The sequence below is a fragment of the Peribacillus sp. NPDC096447 genome (assembly GCF_044762725.1).
Lineage (GTDB): Bacteria > Bacillota > Bacilli > Bacillales > DSM-1321 > Peribacillus.
On the sequence record NZ_JBIWEV010000012.1, the window covers coordinates 1 to 17,724 of the forward strand.

Annotated in this window: 15 protein-coding genes and 2 pseudogenes; 14 read left to right on the forward strand and 3 right to left on the reverse strand. The window is 34.9% G+C overall.

The genetic code is table 11. From position 1 onward, the window contains the following. The first annotated feature begins 291 nt into the window (after positions 1 to 291). The 3 genes from ACIQZD_RS24220 to ACIQZD_RS24230 all read left to right on the forward strand — a co-directional run bounded on the left by ACIQZD_RS24220 (position 292) and on the right by ACIQZD_RS24230 (position 4,000). Positions 292 to 831 carry a sigma-70 family RNA polymerase sigma factor gene (locus ACIQZD_RS24220; protein ID WP_402907113.1) on the forward strand — a complete coding sequence of 180 codons (540 nt, stop codon included), beginning with the start codon at positions 292 to 294 and terminating at the stop codon, positions 829 to 831. Then, entirely contained in the window at positions 824 to 2,239 is a 1,416-nt protein-coding gene (locus ACIQZD_RS24225; protein ID WP_402907115.1) for a DUF4179 domain-containing protein, read from the forward strand. Before ACIQZD_RS24220 ends, ACIQZD_RS24225 begins: the two co-directional genes overlap by 8 nt. A 435-nt stretch (positions 2,240 to 2,674) precedes the next feature. Further along, positions 2,675 to 4,000 (forward strand): FAD-dependent oxidoreductase, encoded by a 1,326-nt coding sequence (locus tag ACIQZD_RS24230; RefSeq protein ID WP_402907117.1) that lies wholly within the window; start codon positions 2,675 to 2,677, stop codon positions 3,998 to 4,000. A gap of 363 nt (positions 4,001 to 4,363) precedes the next feature. On the opposite strand, the gene ACIQZD_RS24235 is transcribed toward ACIQZD_RS24230, so the two are convergent. Together ACIQZD_RS24235 and ACIQZD_RS24240 are read right to left on the reverse strand one after the other, a co-directional pair. After that, positions 4,364 to 5,032 (reverse strand): TetR/AcrR family transcriptional regulator, encoded by a 669-nt coding sequence (locus ACIQZD_RS24235; protein WP_283918436.1) that lies wholly within the window; start codon positions 5,030 to 5,032, stop codon positions 4,364 to 4,366. A 32-nt stretch (positions 5,033 to 5,064) separates the two neighbouring features. Beyond that, positions 5,065 to 6,222, reverse strand: coding sequence for an FAD-dependent oxidoreductase (locus ACIQZD_RS24240; protein ID WP_402907119.1), 1,158 nt, complete (start codon positions 6,220 to 6,222; stop codon positions 5,065 to 5,067). Between the two features lie 1,029 nt (positions 6,223 to 7,251). On the opposite strand from ACIQZD_RS24240, the gene ACIQZD_RS24245 reads away from it, so the two are divergent. The 6 genes from ACIQZD_RS24245 (at position 7,252) to ACIQZD_RS24270 (ending at position 10,532) form a co-directional block, all read left to right on the forward strand. Further along, on the forward strand, positions 7,252 to 8,268 hold the full coding sequence (locus tag ACIQZD_RS24245) for an alpha/beta fold hydrolase (protein ID WP_402907121.1): 1,017 nt from the start codon (positions 7,252 to 7,254) through the stop codon (positions 8,266 to 8,268). A 273-nt stretch (positions 8,269 to 8,541) separates the two neighbouring features. Then, positions 8,542 to 8,643: an LPXTG cell wall anchor domain-containing protein gene (locus ACIQZD_RS24250; RefSeq protein ID WP_275728507.1), complete on the forward strand. Its 102-nt coding sequence runs from the start codon at positions 8,542 to 8,544 to the stop codon at positions 8,641 to 8,643. A 150-nt stretch (positions 8,644 to 8,793) separates the two neighbouring features. Further along, on the forward strand, positions 8,794 to 9,183 hold the full coding sequence (locus ACIQZD_RS24255) for a VOC family protein (RefSeq protein ID WP_402907123.1): 390 nt from the start codon (positions 8,794 to 8,796) through the stop codon (positions 9,181 to 9,183). A gap of 162 nt (positions 9,184 to 9,345) precedes the next feature. After that, positions 9,346 to 9,612, forward strand: coding sequence for a hypothetical protein (locus tag ACIQZD_RS24260; protein WP_402843999.1), 267 nt, complete (start codon positions 9,346 to 9,348; stop codon positions 9,610 to 9,612). 132 nt (positions 9,613 to 9,744) lie between these two features. Beyond that, entirely contained in the window at positions 9,745 to 10,092 is a 348-nt protein-coding gene (locus ACIQZD_RS24265; protein ID WP_377413496.1) for a DUF6176 family protein, read from the forward strand. Positions 10,093 to 10,280: 188 nt separating this feature from the next. Next, complete coding sequence (locus tag ACIQZD_RS24270; protein WP_402907126.1) at positions 10,281 to 10,532, forward strand: hypothetical protein; 252 nt, start codon at positions 10,281 to 10,283, stop codon at positions 10,530 to 10,532. Between the two features lie 310 nt (positions 10,533 to 10,842). Here ACIQZD_RS24270 and ACIQZD_RS24275 read toward each other — a convergent pair whose 3' ends face one another. Further along, positions 10,843 to 11,787, reverse strand: coding sequence for a hypothetical protein (locus ACIQZD_RS24275; protein ID WP_402907128.1), 945 nt, complete (start codon positions 11,785 to 11,787; stop codon positions 10,843 to 10,845). A gap of 383 nt (positions 11,788 to 12,170) precedes the next feature. Between ACIQZD_RS24275 and corA the strand changes: the two genes are divergently transcribed. The 5 genes and pseudogenes from corA to ACIQZD_RS24300 all read left to right on the forward strand — a co-directional run bounded on the left by corA (position 12,171) and on the right by ACIQZD_RS24300 (position 17,598). Next, positions 12,171 to 13,112 (forward strand): magnesium/cobalt transporter CorA, encoded by a 942-nt coding sequence (corA, locus tag ACIQZD_RS24280; protein WP_402907130.1) that lies wholly within the window; start codon positions 12,171 to 12,173, stop codon positions 13,110 to 13,112. Positions 13,113 to 13,384: 272 nt separating this feature from the next. Then, positions 13,385 to 13,690, forward strand: a pseudogene (locus ACIQZD_RS24285) (LD-carboxypeptidase); the annotation flags it as partial. Between the two features lie 287 nt (positions 13,691 to 13,977). Continuing rightward, entirely contained in the window at positions 13,978 to 15,447 is a 1,470-nt protein-coding gene (locus tag ACIQZD_RS24290) for a S8 family serine peptidase (protein WP_402907132.1), read from the forward strand. A gap of 822 nt (positions 15,448 to 16,269) precedes the next feature. Beyond that, on the forward strand, positions 16,270 to 16,764 hold the full coding sequence (locus ACIQZD_RS24295) for a GNAT family N-acetyltransferase (protein WP_402907134.1): 495 nt from the start codon (positions 16,270 to 16,272) through the stop codon (positions 16,762 to 16,764). A 166-nt stretch (positions 16,765 to 16,930) separates the two neighbouring features. Next, positions 16,931 to 17,598: pseudogene (locus tag ACIQZD_RS24300) on the forward strand (carbon-nitrogen hydrolase family protein). Positions 17,599 to 17,724: the final 126 nt, after the last annotated feature.

The following is a 17,724-nucleotide window of genomic DNA, read 5'->3' on the forward strand; positions in this document are numbered from 1 at the left end:
GTTCTACCCCAGCTACCGTTATCATATATCGATATAAAAATTGTTCAACCAGAAATATCTGGCTGACCTTATAATACGAACGGGGCAGGATAGTTCAATAAGCAATTTTGTAGAATAAAGTGTAAACTCACAACACCTTTGAGTTGCAGAATGCACTCAACAAATTTAAAAGCTATATTTTTTAAAACTTAGGTTTTTATTTGCGTTATGCTTTATCTAAAAATACTTTAACTTTTTGAAACTTTTTCTGAAGATATATTCCACTAATAGTTGAAAGGAGTTGAGAGAGAGATGGAGTTTGAGAATGATAAGATGGTTAAAAAAGCAATCAGGGGCAATAAAAAAGCTTTTGAACAACTCATAAAGCAGCACTATGAACGAATCTACCGGACTGCTTATCTTTATGTACATAACGAAGAGGATGCATTGGATGTCGTTCAAGAGACGACATATCAAGCTTATAAGAGTATTCACTCGTTAAAGCATCCAGATTACTTTATGACTTGGCTTACCAGGATCATTATTCGATGTGCTGGTCATATTCTCAAAAGAAGAAATAATATTGTGCCACTAACAGACGAAGTATTGTCTGATTTATCGGTAACCTATCATTCAGGTCATGACGAAGCAATAGATCTATTAAATGCGATCGGACAGTTAAAAGGGAATTATAGATCCGCCATTATTTTGTTTTACTACTATGATTATTCTATTAAAACCATTAGTGAAATCATGAAGATCCCCGAAGGGACTGTAAAAACTTGTTTAAGCAGGGGGAAAGCCGAATTAAAAAAGTCCTATAAAGATGAGGAGGGCAAATGCAATGGATAACAAAGAAGTAAAAAGTGCTATTGAAAAAATAGTTGTACCAAAAGAAAAAGTGTTTGGCGCTATTGATAAAGGCTTAAAAATGTCAGGGCAAGGTAGGAAAATAAAGAAAAAGAAAGTTCTTGCAGGTTCATCTGCTGCAGCTGCTCTTCTTGGAATCACCATTGCTTCTGGATTTGTTAATCCTACAATGAATAAAGTATTGGCTAATACCCCTTTAATAGGCGGGATTTTTCAAGAATTCAATGATTCAATGGGCGTTGAACTTGCAAATCAAGATGCAGTTACAGAATTAAATCAATCCTTAACTAAAAATGGAGTGACTGTAAAACTCACCAGCGCTTATTTTGATGGCAATGTGGTATCAATTACAGGATTTGTAGATGAAGATGTTGAAAAAGGGCATAACGAAAAAGGGGAAGTAAGCTTTGATATGAATTTTGAACACAACAAAGGGGATAATGACCCTTGGTTGAATGGAAAGTCGACAGACATTAGGAAGGTCAAGGGGGGATACAATTTCCAATGGAAAATGGAATATCCATATAAATCATTTAAGGAGAATTCTACTCTCCCCATAACTATTCATAATATTAACGGGATAAAAGGTGAATGGAATTTTGATATCCCCATTCAGCAAGAAAAAAACAGTACACTTGTTATAGATCAGGAGCAAGGGTACCCGGATGATGAGGTCAAAATCCGTATTAAAGAGATCCTCACCGCAAGGGCGTCATCTTCGCTTATTTATGAGACGGTGGAAAAATACAAAGATGATGAAATTTATATACTAAAAGCAATTGATAATAAAGGAAAGGTATATAGGTTTGGAAACGGAACATCTCTAGAGGAGGCAGCACTAGAGGAAGGATATCATAGTACTGCTCGAACAAAAATGACCAAGCTGAACTCAAATACTACTTCACTTACTTTTTATCCGCAGCTATCTGTTGCAGACCCAAAAGTACAACAGCTATTGTACAAAAAATCATTTACGTTAAAAAGCAAACGGCTCAATTTAGGCCTTCAGGTAAATGATATAACTAAAAAGGGTAGTAAACTAGTAATCGATTATCAATTTACAGGGCTCTCCAAGAAATTGAGTAAACACCAGCTTGATTTATTTGAAAATAATTTGAAATATGAATTATTGTTGGTAGATAAGGAATATATAGGGGGAATAGATCCTGAAAATCCAGTGCCACCTAAAAATCATAGCATTCGCATGAATAAAGTGAAAACTATCGATAAAAAGACAGCGAACTTCCAATCTACATTCGATTTAAATGGAGAAGAAAAAATCATGAACTTTAAACTGGAAAATACAATTTTGCAATTCAATTTTTCAAATTTTATCCCAGCTAAGGAATTACAACCATTTACTGTTGTACTTCCAGTGGGGAATGAATAAACAATTAAAGTAGCTCATTTTAGGACCATATAGTTGACGAGTGGGATTCTACTAGTGCATTGAATAATTAGTAATATCGGGGCGATGACTTATGTAAGTCATCGTCTTTTTTTTATTAGTTAGAAGTTTGTGAAATATTGCACTTAAACTATAGGGTGCTTTACTTCAATAAGAGAGTTGCTTTGGCAGATCTTTTTCTTATGGCACTAACGGGTGCGTTAGCAAAATAAGAGGTCATTTTTACAGCTCTTTTGCATTTGCAAATTCGCTGGTGCTACTTCAAACGGATCTGTTGAATCAACAGATCCAAGTGATAGCTAATCTTTCTACTCCTATTTTTGTTTTTTAGTTATAATAAGATCGTGCTTAAAATGGCAAAACAGTAAAAGTTTTCTGATTCAATCATGCAAATTTAAAAGAAAATGGAGGAGTAAAATGCGGGAAAAGGCTGTAATCATTGGTGGGGGGATTGCCGGTAAATTAGCTGCTAAAGCGTTGTCTCATTTTTTTCAGCAAGTTATCATCGTAGAAGCAGGTCAAGAATGTAAAGAAAAAGTTCCTAGAAAAAGAGTTCCTCAGAGTTACCACCCTCACGTTTTATTGAAAAGAGGAGAAGAAGCCATTGAGATTTTGTTTCCGGAGATATTGTCTCAATTAATAGAAGATGGCAGCATCGTCACTAATTTTACAAATGATCTGAAGTGGCACCATTTTGGTTATTGGAAACGTCGGTTTTCTGGAGAGTTTACCCTGATTCAGCAAAGCCGGCCTATGCTTGAATGGCATTTACAAAGACGGGTTGAAGAAGTTCCTAATATTTTTACTCGATATGAAACAAAAACAGAGCAGCTGCTAGTAAACAAGCATGACCATACCGTTCTGGGAGTCCGAGTACGTTCCTGTAAGACGGGTCTGGCAGAAGAACTGGATGCCAGTTTTGTAGTGGATGCCAGCGGTTCTGCCTCTAAGAATATAGAGTGGCTACAAGCACTTGATGTAAAAGTGAAGGAAGAAAGAGTTAAGATTCAATTGTTTTATGCAACACGCCTTTACTCTCTTAAAAAACAAGAACATCCCGAATGGCAAAACCTCCTTATATCACCGAGCTTTCCCGATAACCCTTACGGTGCCTATATTCAAACTCTTGAAGACAACCGATTCTCTGTCACGTTCAGCGGGTATGCTAATGCACATGCACCAAACACAAATGAGGAATTTATCTCATACGCTAAAAAACTTCCTGTTCCTGACGTTCTTCGATTTCTTGAGGGAGCAGAGCCTCTTTCCGAGATTAAAATACATCGGGTTCCTTATCAAGTACGACGCCGTTTTGATCTAGCAAAAAACATTCCGGAAGGTTTCTTAATCATTGGTGATGCTCATTGCCGTTTTGATCCTCTTTTCGGACAGGGAATTTCTGTTGCTGCGGTGCAGGCTTTAGAGTTGCAATCTTCTCTTTTTCAAACGAAGAGAGCTGACAAGGGATTTGGTCAAAGATTTCATAAGAGGATTTCTAAGATTATCGACGTTCCTTGGGAGATGGCGACAACAGAGGTTCTTCGTCATCCCGAAATTAAAGGGGAGCGAACTTTTGTTCAGCCATACAAGCAGTGGTACTGCAAAAGGGTATATGAGCTTTCATCTTCTGATCCTGAAATATATAGTCGATTAGTCAGAGTAATGAATCTTAGCCGAAGCCCTCTCCATCTGTTTCATCCAAAAGTACTATTCGCGATTCTTACTAATCAGCGGCATAAATGATTCTCCTGTTGTAAAGGATGTAACAATTATGGATCTCTGAATACTTAATAACGAAAATACGAGAAAAAAGACTCATGATTCGTTTGTGAGTCTTTTTCTAATGAAACAGACACTGTTAAATAATCTTGTTGATTTTCTTGAGGAACAAGGGGGGGGTTAGGGCGCGATTGTGGAACAGGAAAGAAAAGGGAGGATACCTATTATACAAGACTAATATGTATCCCCCTTTATTTTTATGGCTTTTTACGATTTAGGTATTGATAATTTATAATATCTTCGTCCTCGAAGGGTTGCTCTGTTTTTTTGCAATAGCATAGGGGAAATAAAACAAAGATACCACCTCATAACGTGCTGTGTTCTCATTTATTTTTGCATTTGTAACATTCCTTGCAGGATCACTTCTAATCCCCAACGAAAACGTTCTTGTTCTCCGGAGAATAATTCCTCTTTTAAACTAGAGATTATTGGATATTCCCTAGCATCCACTGATTGGTAAGAAACGTAAAGGGAATCCATCGCAGTTCCATCCTGTTTACGTGAAGCTTGTTCGAATGCCACTGAAGTAGCATAGATAAATAGTTGATCTACTCCCCACGCTGCTGAAGTAGAATGAATTCCACCCGCATGAAGCCGCTGAAGGATATATTCTATCATTGCTAACGAGTTAGGTCCTATTGGAAGTGTCGTTAAAGCAAGTTCAGCGATCCCTGGTGATTCATAGAGAGTCATTTGATAAGATTCTAGTACATCAAATAACTCATCTTTCCAATGCCCATCTTGGTTATCTGACAAAACAACTTTTTCGAGTCCATAATCTAACACATACGCTCTTAACTCTTGAACGTTTTTGACATACACATATAGAGAAGATGGTCCCGTATCTAAATCTTTGGCAATTTTACGCATGCTCAGCCCAGAAAGGCCTTGGTTCTTTAAAATTTCTAACGCAGTTCTCACAATAAGATCTTTGCTTAATGGATCCTTAGCAGGCCGCGAACGACGGCTAATAATCGTGCGTTCTGATTTATTCATCATTCTTTTCCAATCTCCTTTATCAAATGGTGTCATTTATATTGTTTCATTAAATCCATCCATTTAGCTGCGGCATTATCTGAAAAACAAAGCTTGAGGTTTGCATCTGACTCTTCGGCTGATTGGGAGGAATACACATACATTTTTTTCTCATATCGTTGAACCGCCTGATCAACATTCTCATGCGTAACAATTGACAATGCCAATTCCGCAGCATCCCGCATTGCCAAGTTTGCGCCTTTTCCGGCAAAAGGCGACATTAAGTGTGCCGCATCCCCCATCAGAGTTACACCTGGTTTATGGATCCATTTAAGGCCAATAGGCAACATATATATACGTCTTGGGAGTATAGCTTCATCAGCAAATCGGATATAATCTTTTAGGGACTCGTCCCAATCATTAAAGTACTGAAGGAGCTGTTGTTTAGCTTTATCAGGTTCATTGAACGGGATTTCACAATTATCTAGCCAGTTGTGGTCAACTTTAAATGATAAATATACACGAATATTCCCATTTCCATTTAGCTGCGCAAAAATACTTTTATGATCAGCGATGGCAAAGAATGTTCCATTGCCATTAAGCTCAGCAATACCTGGATGAGAGGTTGCTACATTTTTTATATTTAGCTCAACCATGCTGATTCCAGTATATTCAGGTACGGAATCCGTTACAAGAGGGCGAATACGTGAAAAGGCGCCATCGGCAGCTATCACAAGATGAACAGTATCAACATGCCCATTCTCAAAGTGAAGTTCATGTATACCATTTTCTAAAGGAACGGCATGTGTCAACTTATATCCCCATTGAATACAAGTTGAATCAACAGAATCTAATAATAACTCACGAAGTGTTTCACGATCGATTTCAGGACGCTTTCCATTATTTTTATCTGTAACTTCATCCAAATAGACTTTACCCGTTTTATCTACAAGACGAAAGTCCTCTCCTTCATATCGAGCCAGCGTTTGGAATTTTTCAAATAATCCAGCTTCTTTTAACGCCCATTGTCCGGAATCCTCATGAAGGTCTAATGTACCACCTTGTTGGCGGCTAGTTGGAGACTTTTCTCTTTCATAGACGACCGTTTTTACACCATGTTTCTGTAAAATGCGAGCTAATGTGAGACCGCCTGGACCTGCACCTATAATAGCAATCCGTTGTTCCTGTATTTCTTTTGTTTTCATTATCATAATTATCAACCCCTATAAATTAAATTTTAAATGTCTTGTTCTATTTATAATATAACGAACGGTGTTTGTAAAGAACAGTGTTCGTTATATTTGGTGGTAACTTTTTAAGTTCACGTTTCTCTATTAACTAAAGAGCTGATTTATCAATAATATTCTTAAATCTTTGTTCCGAACTAATATAAGTTTGTGAAGAAGTGTACTTAAACTAACGGGTGCGTTAGTTCTATAAGGGTCACTAATAATAATCAAAAAATTTTATAAAAACTGTAAACTAAATCAATAGAAAAGAATCCATTTTGATCAATATTTTTTCAAAATGAACTCTTTTTATTTACGCTAATATGGGGGTTGGAGGACCTTTTGATCGATCTTTATTTCAAAGCTACAGTTGATTCTGTTTTCATCAGCTTTAGCACAATAAGAGAAATAAAAAAAGTCAATTCCTACGTACAGGAAACGGCTTTTTTTTGCAGGGATTTGATGTTAAGTAGGGCTGGAGTAAACTGGCTCTTCTTATTTCACATTTCATAACGTATTTTTCTGTTTTGTTGCTGATAGGTCGAACCCGTAAGTGACATTTTTGTCATTCTTATTTATTTATTGTTAGTTGAATCGATGGAAATGAATGGTAATGTTTTTTAAAATAGATATAAACTCTGTTGTAGAAAGGAACAAGTCCAGGAACCCTTTACAATCACCTTATTAGTTTGGTTGACGTTGGTTGTAATTTTTGTGCTTCATGGGAGAATAGATACTCTTTATCTAAAAGTAGATACTTTATAAAAAAAGCCATCCTTCCAAAGTATTGTATAGATTAGCATTTTAAAGAAACAACCTTGAACCTGATAGATGGCGAGGTACGGTTAACTTAAATGAATTTTAATGTTCTTATATTAAAACAAATATTAAAACAAAAAATAATACTACCAAGAAAAAGGAGAATGACTGATGAATCGAAGTTTGGTGATCGATACAATCAATCTATCATTTTTCTTTGATGGAGAGTGTATAACTTGAAAGGAGAAGTCTATGAAAAAAGTATTCGAAGTATTAAAGAAAATATTTGTTTTATTTATTGCCTTTATCTTGCTCGTATCAGTATCTGTTTTTATTTACCATAACTTTCAATTAAGTAAGGAAGCAGCACTCCTTAAAAGAGAGGGAACATTCGTTAAGTTTAATAATAAAAAAATTAATGTCTATAATGAGGGAAAGGGTGAGGATACATTTGTATTTATGGCTGGATCCGGGATCGCGGCTCCTGTTTATGACATGAAAGGACTATATAGCCAGTTTTCAAAAGAGAATAAGATAGCTGTCATTGAAAGAGCTGGATATGGGTACAGTGACGTTTTTAACGATGACAGAGATATTAACAAAATACTAGAGCAAACTAGAGAAGCGCTAATAGAAAGTGGAAATAAACCTCCGTATATATTAGTGCCTCACTCATTATCAGGGTTAGAAGCTATTTACTGGGCACAAAGATATCCAGATGAAATAAAGGGAATTATTGCTTTAGATATTGGTTTACCTCAACAGTACGTAGCACATAAAGCAAACCAAAACCTAGTTGATTCATTGACAGTAAGAGGAATAAATATTTTAACGAAAATTGGTTTGCATCGACTTGTTCCTTCTGCTACTTATAATCCTGAAGTGATTCGGCAATCTTTTTTAACTGAAGAGGAAAAAGAAATTTATAAAGCATTATACTATAAACAACTTTTAAATGATGATATGGAGCAAGAGCTTTTACAGGCATACGAAAACGGTAAAAAATCAGTTAACCTTCCGATACCAAAAGAAACACCTATTTTATTTTTAGATGCAATTGCTGACCAATATAAAAACTCTAAATATACAAAACAAAAAAACAAAGATTATGAGGAATTTGCAGAACAATTAGAAATAGCAGATGTTATAAAAATTAGAGGTACACACAGCATTTATTTATACGTGCCTGATGAGATATATAAGCTTTCAATGGAATTTATCAATAAAGACGTTAAAAAAAATGAAATCCTACGTGATGAAAAGATATAACATTTCGATTTGATGATTGGCGATTTACTTCAAAAAATTTTGCAATGCGAAGCGTACAATGTTTGTTGGAAAACGGTAAGGTCAAGGCTCTTAAACTAACAGATACTTTACTTCAATAAGAGGGGGTGCTGCGGCAACCTTTTTTTTATGGCACTAACGGGGCAGTTTAGTTTAATAAGACTTTTAGAGTCAAACTACCAGTTGAAACCTATTTAGGGAAAATCTCGTATATAGATTTAGGAAAATGTTTTTTTAGAATAGGAGGAACAGGTTATGTTAGGGGATATTATATATCAAGTTATTGTTTTCGGAGGTATAGCATTAATTTTAGGTGTTTTAGGTTATTTATTTTTTAAGAAGACCAAGAAAAGCTAATTAAATTTCTAATTCAAGAATCGGGTGCGTTAGTTGAAGATCGGAGCTGTCTTTTAAGGCAGCTTTTTCTTATGGAACTAAAGGGGCAGGATAGTTGCATAAGAAACCAGAATTATTTATGTAATAATTCTTAAAAGGAGAGATGTACAAGTGAATTTAAGACTTGAATTATTTGTTGAAAGTATAGAAAAATCAGTGGGATTTTATAGAGATATACTAGAATTTAATGCACCAAAAGAGATTATACATACTTACGTTCCAGTTAAAAAAGGAAGTGTTACATTAGGGTTGGGGGAAATGAAAAGTTTACCTGAAAACCATCCTCTTAAAGTTTCTAATAATAGTCAACAAACAGGATTAGGGGTTGAAATAGTATTAGAAGTTGAAGATATAAATGATATTTATAACAAAGTAGTTGAAAAAGGGTACTCTATACAGACTAAGTTAACCAAAAGGTCGTGGGGATTAGAGGATTTTAGATTAATTGACCCAGATGGATATTATTTACGAGTTACATCAATGGCAACTATTGAATCCTAACTACCAACTTTTGAATGAACTAACGGTGCGTTAGCTGAATATTGAGCTGTCTTTAAGGTAGCTCTTTCTATATGCAACTATCCGGGCAGGTTAGTTTAATAACAAAAATAAAAATAAATCCCCTCTACAGAATGGTAAAATAAGTTAAGGGGGAGGAAGGTAATGAAAAAATATTTTGGAGTTATTTCATTTACTTTAATAATGTTGGTGATTGGATTCTTTGGTATGGCTGTAACATTTATCATTAATCCTGAAGTCTCAACGTTTCGTTTATTAATGATAACAGGAATTATTTTATCTTTTATTTTTGCTGGACTCAGCGAAAAGGGATATTGGAAAAGGGTATCTTTAGGTCTTAGTATTTTAGTTGGTTTATTTTACTTTATTGGTATTGAAGCAATGAGATTTTTATTTCAAATGTTTATTTAATTATAAGGTGCTTTACTTCAATAAGGGAGTTGCTTCGGCAGCTCTTTTTCTTATAGAGCTAAAGGGGCAGTTTAGTTGAAGAAGAATTAAGGATTGCACTGAATACTGGATTAAAAATTAAGGTGGGATATTATGAATGTAGAATTAACAAGGTTTAGAGTAAAAGAAGGTAAATCAGAAATAGTAGATGAATGGTTGAAATTTTTAAACGACAATATGAAGGATGTACTTATTACTTTAGAAGGTGAAAGGATGTATGTTGAAACCATATTTAGAGAGAATCTTGATGGGAATGAGTATTTATATTGGTACTCAGTACAAGGAGAAGGTGGTCAAAATGTAGAAGAATCAAAACATTGGATTGATAAAAAGCATTTAGAATATTGGGAGGAATGTATAGACTCAAGTTTTAGACCTGTTGACCTAAATACGGAGGTTGTTATGATACCTGAGAAAGTTAGGGAAATAATGAAACCGTAAGTTATAATAAAATTACAGTAATGGTTATTAGGTGTTTTGTGACGGATTACACTTAAACTAACGGGTGCTTTAGCTGAAGATCGGAGCTGTCTTTAAGGCAGCTTTTTCTTATGGAACTAAAGGGGCAGGTTAATCCAATAAATATGTTGGAAAATTGTGTTAAAATTAAATGTAAAGGGAGGGTTACTATGAAACTATTTGGTGTGGCACTTTTATTTTCAGGGATAAATTTAATGGGATTAAGTGGTTTAGAAAAGGTACTTATTTTTTTAGCTTATAATGGTGACATACATCAAATACAAGCTATTCTTGATTTAACTCCCACATACATTTGGGGCATAACAAATTTCACCTTTGGATTTGGATTGGTATTATTCATAGTAGGTGTAGGTGTTTTTTTAAAACAAATAAATACAAAAAACGGTGAAATAAGTACATAAATTTTACGCACTAATCAACTAATGGGTGCTTTAGCTGAAGATCAGAGCTGTCTTTAAGGCAGCTTTTTCTTTATGCAACTATCGGGGCAGGATAGTTCCATAAGGAATACTGTTAAGTGACATTAAAGTTGTTTAATTTACAATAAAGGCGTTTAAAACATAATAAAGTTGTTTAAAAACGTCATTCATATTATTCCATTAAAGGGCCAGATTGTTGAGGAACATAGCAATTAGCAGCAAGCTAGTTTACTTAATTAATTTTATATACAATAAAAAAGGATCTTTGATTGGAAGATCCTTTTTTTATTGCTTAATTTATTTTCTTATTGTCTTTACTTAGAACATGAATTTCATAAGGGCCAGGAAATGATTTTTTTATTTGTTTATATTGAAAAAATTCATTTGTGAGTTCTTCAATACGTTTTCCTATTTCTTTAGCTTTTTTATCTGTACTGTCTATGGAAGTATTAATAATAATGGGATTATGATCATCTATTATAGTTGTAGATGTAACTTTTAGATCCTTTATTTCTTTCAACCCTTGATCTATTGATGGCATAACTTTCATTTCCCAATCTCGTTTTAAATTTGATTTAAAACGTATTGGAATATCCTTAACATTGAATCCTTTTTCTTGAGCTAACTTAAGAAATTCTTTATGAAAATTGTTAACCTCATTTGGCTCAATAACTTCTTTATCGTTTCTATAGAACATTAAGTCCAAATGTACAATGCGTCCGTCAGTGGCTGAATATGAAGTTCCTGTCAACAAAACATCAATTTTATCGATCTTCTTCATTTCATTTGCTACTTCCTGAATAATTTTTTCCTCTCGTTTTTGTCTTTCTGTCTGATTGGTGTCATTCCAATAAGCAAGAACTTTTACTTTATAATCCATATACTTTTTTGTTTTCAATACTTCTTCAATATTACTTTGAAGATCGTCTTTTAAATAATTAAAATTTTTCTTGGAATAAGGTCTAATCACGAGAATGACTTCTTTCTTCTCTCGAGAAAGGGTTAAATCATAGCCATCTGGATGCCCTTTTTTCTTAAACACATTTTTGTTAAAAGAAGATTCAATGGCATTTTCTAATTTGATAGTTTCATAATAAGAAATTAAATTATTTGGAATACCTTTAAATGTGACATTATTATCAGAGCTTTCCATTTCGTTATTGGTTTTATTTGATGTACATGCTACTACAAAAAATAACATACCGAATAAAATGAATAACATTGATATTTTTTTCAAAAAATCATCCCCTTGAATTATTAGCATTTTTACCCAACATTGTTAATTGTAACATAGTTTTTAATGTTCTTATTAAGCTTCTCCATTAGCCACCTATGAAGTGTTAATGTTTCAATAAGTGGGGAACCCTTAAACAGCTTTTAATCTTCCACAATCGGGCGCGATTCTTTAATAAGAAACGCTTTTCTTAAAGAACTAACGGGTGCGTTAGCTGAAGATCAGAGCTGTCTTTAAGGCAGCTTTTTCTTATGGAACTATAGGGGCAGGAAAGTTGAACAAGGAGTTATAATATACTAGACCAATTCTTTATGTTATTTATAATAATTTGTATCTGACACAAAGAGGTAGTGTTTAATTTACAAATAAAAGAGGAAGCGATACATATGATTCATACTTTTGCGGTAACAAACGATTTAAAACTAATAACTGATATACCATTAAAACGTTTAGATGATTCAGATATTAAATGGTTTTGGGTAGATTTCGATACACCTAATGATGAAGAAGCACTGCTTTTAAAAACTCATTTTGATTTCCATCCACTTGCAATTGAAGACTGCTTGCATTTTCTACAGCGTCCAAAACTTGATTATTATGATGGGTATAATTTTTTTGTTCTACACACTTTAAACCAATTCTCCCTTGCACCTGAAGAATTAGATATATTTGTCGGACACAATTTTATTGTTACTTTCCATTCATCACCTTCAAGTGAAATAGGAATGGTTCGAAAAAGAGTAATGGAAGATAAAAATACTATTAATAAAGGGGTTCTCCACATTTTTTATTCAATAATGGATAAAATTGTAGATGAGTATTTTCCAAGTATTTATAAAAGTGAAGATGAATTGAATGAAATAGAAATGAATAAAACAAATCAAGATTTAATTGAAAATGTTTATGAAATAAGAAACCAGTTACTTAAGTTAAGGCGCACAATTTTTCCGATGAGAGAATTGCTGTATAGAATTTTAAATTCGGAGAGAGTGATAGTCCCAAAAGATGATCGAGTCTATTTTATGGATATATACGACCATCTATTGAGACTTTCTGAAATGATTGAGTCTAATCGAGAAATGACGGCAGATATACGAGACAACTATATTTCACTAAATTCAAACCGAATGAACAGAATTATGAAGACACTAACTGTTATGACATCAGTTTTCATACCCTTAACGTTTATTGCCAGTATATATGGGATGAATTTTGAATATATGCCAGAACTTACTTGGCAATGGGGATATTTTGGAGTGTTGGGAGTTATGGTATCAGTTGGCTCTGTAATGTTGTTATGGTTTTGGCGTAAGGGTTGGTTTAAATGATTAAAAATAAAAAGCCGATGCAAAAAACGGGCACGATTGTTTAAAAAGGTCCACTTTTCCTTAATGAACTGTGGTTTTGAAATAAAGTTTGATAATTTATAAAAAGGATTGATAAAACAGCTTGTTGGTTGGGAAAATCACAAGCTGTTTTTCTGTTGAGGTTCAAAGTACAATAAAAGTAATAATTTGCATATTATGATATATTTTACTAGATTCGAATATTTAAATTTTTGGACAGTTAATAGATAAATTATATAAAGAGGAGTAATAACATGATTCAACATCTTAGAAAAGGCGATAAGATTGGTATTTATACGCCTTCATCTCCTGCAACTGTAACGGCTGAGAAGCGTTATTTGCGAGTACAATTTTTAGAGTCAAAAGGTTTTATTATCGTAGAAGGGAAACTAACAGGAAAGGCAGATACATATCGTTCAGGTACACCGAAGGAACGTGCAGATGAATTAAACGCATTATTGCGTGATTCCGAAATTAAAATGGTGATGTCCACGATTAGTGGAGCAAACTCCAATAGTATGCTCCCTTATATTGACTATGCAGCATTGAAGGAAAATCCTTAAAAATTACTTTATGAAAGAATCAACGCTGCCATATGAAGTGCCGATATCAGCATTTTGCTCAGATGAAGCAGTTAACTGGCTTGAAAAAACGACCGTTTTTGGTACACTAATTTTTTAAAGGAACATGAATATTCAGATAATATATTCATTAACAGAATTGTGATTTCTACAACTGTGACTTTTGCTTTGTTTTTTCATTACTTTTACATAAAAAGCAGGAATTACCAAAAATTTTGCGAAATATCTTAAAGTATTGCACCAAATTTTGATAGTGGAGGGATAGGATGAGACTTAAGATTTTTTCTTCAATTATTGCAGCCACGTTAGCATGCAGTATGAATATGGGTGCCGATTTAACATTAGCAAAAACGGCAACAAACACGGCACCAGTTGCTAAAAAATATTTGATCGCCTTTAAAAGCAATCTTCCTCCCAATTATTCAACCGTTATCTCGAACGCAGGCGGCAGAGTTGTACGTGCATTACCTGAAATCGGAAGCGTAGAAGTTGAATCTTCTAAAGATGCCTTTCTCATAAATTTGAAATCTGTTCCCAATGTTCAAGCGGCCAATTTGGAAATTAAACATCAGCTTGATTATAAAAAGAATGACCCAGCTGCTGCTGATAACCAGCCTGTTACCGACTTTCCTCAGCCAGAAGCAATCGAAAGTTACTGGAATTATCAGTGGGACATCAAAAATGTAACTGAAGACGGAGAATCCTATAAGATCAACAAAGGAAATGGTGCTGTTGTGGGAGTCATTGATACAGGCATTGATCCAAACCATCCTGACTTAAAAGGGAATCTTCTCGGGGGACAAAATTTTGTTCCAGAGGGAGGTTTCGGGGATGACCCGACTGAGACAGGAGACACTAAGGATTTTAAAGACCGTGACGGGCATGGAACTCATGTTGCAGGTTCAATCGCTGCAAATGGAAAGGTTCAGGGCGTTGGTCCAGAGCTTGGCATTCGTTCTTACCGTGTGTTTCCGGCAAATGCTGGTGCTGCAACATCCTGGATTGCTGATGCGATTATCCAGGCAGCTGATGACGGTGTAGATGTAATCAATATGTCTATCGGAGGCTTTGACGCCCTATCACGATATTCTTACCAAAACAGCGGATCATACAGTGATGTAGCTGATATGCTTGTTTGGAAGCGTGCCATCCAATATGCTGTGAGGAAAAACGTTACTGTTGTTGCGGCGGCCGGCAACGAGTCTTTAAATCTTAACAATCCAACCACCATCACAGATTACATGAATAGAGAGTATGGATATCTTGGATTACAGTTTAAAGGAGCCTCGATTGAAGTGCCAGGACAGCTTCCTGGCGTAATGACCGTTTCTTCGTCAAATAAATGGTCTACTGAAAAAATCGCATTCTATTCAAATTATGGATTACGCTCCATTGATGTAGCAGCACCTGGAGGGGATAACGGCCCTGTTTACGATGCAACATTGGATGAAAGCCTGCGAGATTTCCATTACAGAACATTAAGCACATGGCCAACCTATTTGGAACCATACTTTACTGCCAATCTGCACAGCTATGCGTTGCTTCATGGAACGTCCATGGCCTCTCCAAAGGTTGCCGGAATTGCAGGTGTAATTAAAGCTGCTCATCCTGATTACAGCCCGGCCCAGGTAACAGCGGCAATCAAACAAACCGCAAAGGATTACGGAAAAACTGGCAATGATCACCTATACGGGGCAGGCGAAGCGAATATTTTTAATGCTTTGACTCAAAAGTAATGATACGGCTGGAGCAATTGATTTAGTCAGCTAAAATGTAACACTAAATTGTTATGTTGGTGAAGAAACAAAACAAATTTTCACTACTGTTCCCGGATATCTCAGCGATATGGTATAGGAAGGAGATACCCTTTATAGGCGTCTCCTTTTTTTATTGTTCATTATCTAATAAGTTAATGATTTTCCAAAATAGCACTTAAAATAAGTGCAAATTATCACCTAAAGTAACAGGCTGCCATTTGGTGGCCTTTTTGCTTAATGAACTACCATGAAAATAAGTTTCTTTAAAAATGAAAAATGACAATACTTAAGAAGACCCTGCTCAATCGTTTTAAAAAAAGAGGAGAGCGTTAATTAATTAGTCTATGGATTAGGGTCAGTATCAGTATTGACACTTCCTAACCATTTTCATTCTTTGTGGTGAATCGCCGATTTTAGCGATTCATGGATGGCTAACGGGGAAGTTTAGTTTAATAAGACTTTTAGAATCAAACTATCAGTTGAAACCTTTTTAGGGAAAATCTAGTATATAGATTTAGGGAATTTTGAATAGGAGGAACAGGTTATGTTAGGGGATATTATATATCAAGTTATTGTTTTCGAAGGTATAGCGTTAGTTTTAGGTGTTTTAGGTTATTTATTTTTTAAGAGGACCAGAAAAGCTAATTAAATTTCTAATTCAAGTAACGGGTGCGTTAGCTGAAGATCGAAGCTGTCTTTAAGGCAGCTTTTTCTTATGGAACTAACGGGGCAGGTTAGTTGAACAACAGGTAATAATATTTCTATGCCGAATTAGTATAAAAACAAATGGGGTGATTAATTTTGATACATGTTAAAAGTTTGGAACAAAGTGAGCATGAATTAAATTTTTTATCGGATATGATGTATGAAGCTATTCATATTCCTGAAAATAAGCCACCTAAAGAAGAACTGTTAAATTTACCACATATAAAAAAATATAGTGAGGGATGGGGAAGAAAAGGTGATAGAGCAATAATTGCTTTTGAGGATAATTTTCCTGCTGGTGCTGCATGGTATCGCCTATTTACAGAAAATCAAAAAGGTTATGGATATGTAGATGATAAGACTCCTGAGCTAGGTATAGCTGTAATTAATAAAGGAAGAGGTAAGGGAATAGGTATCCTGCTTATGGAAAATTTATTTGAAACAGCTTCTAGAGATGGATATACATCGCTATCTTTGAGTGTTGACCCTAAAAATACTCAGGCTGTACAACTTTATAAGAAACTTGGATTTGAACAATGTGGTTCATCAGGAACATCTTGGACAATGATATATAACATCTCTTCCAGTTAGAAATTTTCAACTAACGGGTGCGTAAGCTGAAGATCGCAGCTGCATTTAAGGCAGCTTTTTCTTACGGAACTAAGGGGGCAGGGTAGTTGTCCAAGCAAATCAATGTCTATGCTTACAATTATTACAAGCATAGACATTAATAAAAGTTGTAGTTTGGGAGATCAATATGGGAAAAATAAAAATAGCTTTATTACACCTATTGCCTATTGCTGGTGATGTGGAGTATAACCAAAAACTCATTCAACAAGCCATTCATATAGCATCAAACAATAATGCCGATTGGATAATAACACCCGAACTATGTGTCAGCGGAATTCAATTCAATCATAAGATTGGGACTGGATGGATTAACCGGCAACCTGATGCTTGGATGAGTAATTTGAGCCGTAAACTAAAGAATTTGAAAAGCACTGTATTTTGGGGTTGCCCTGAAAAAGGCAGTAACGGAGAGTTTTATAATTCTGTGTTTGTCATAAGTAAACAAGGTCATTTATTAGGCAAACAGAGAAAAATAAGTGTTATTGATGATTGGTCAGCTCAGGGGATGTAATAGAGCCAATAAAAACAGACAATGTTGAGGTTGGTATTATGATTTGTACAGACGCATATCCCAAAGACATTGCTTACAGCTTAGTTGAAAAAGGAGCAGAAATATTAATTGCACCGTCTTCCTGGGGTCCCGGATTACACGGTCCAGAGGGAGAATGGGAACAAAGGTCATTAGAAACAGGACTGCCCGTATTTGTCTGTAATCGTACTGGTGAAGACGAAACTGTCCGTTTTTGGGATGCAGAAAGTGATCATAAAAAATGGAGTACGCCTTTTAACACATAAATCAAAACAATCAGCCATCCTTACTTTGGAAGGATTTACAAAGCACGGAATTAATATCCCCTCATTAAAGTGCGCGTTAGCTAAAGATTGAAGCTGCCTTAAAGGCAGCTTTTTCTTTATGTAATT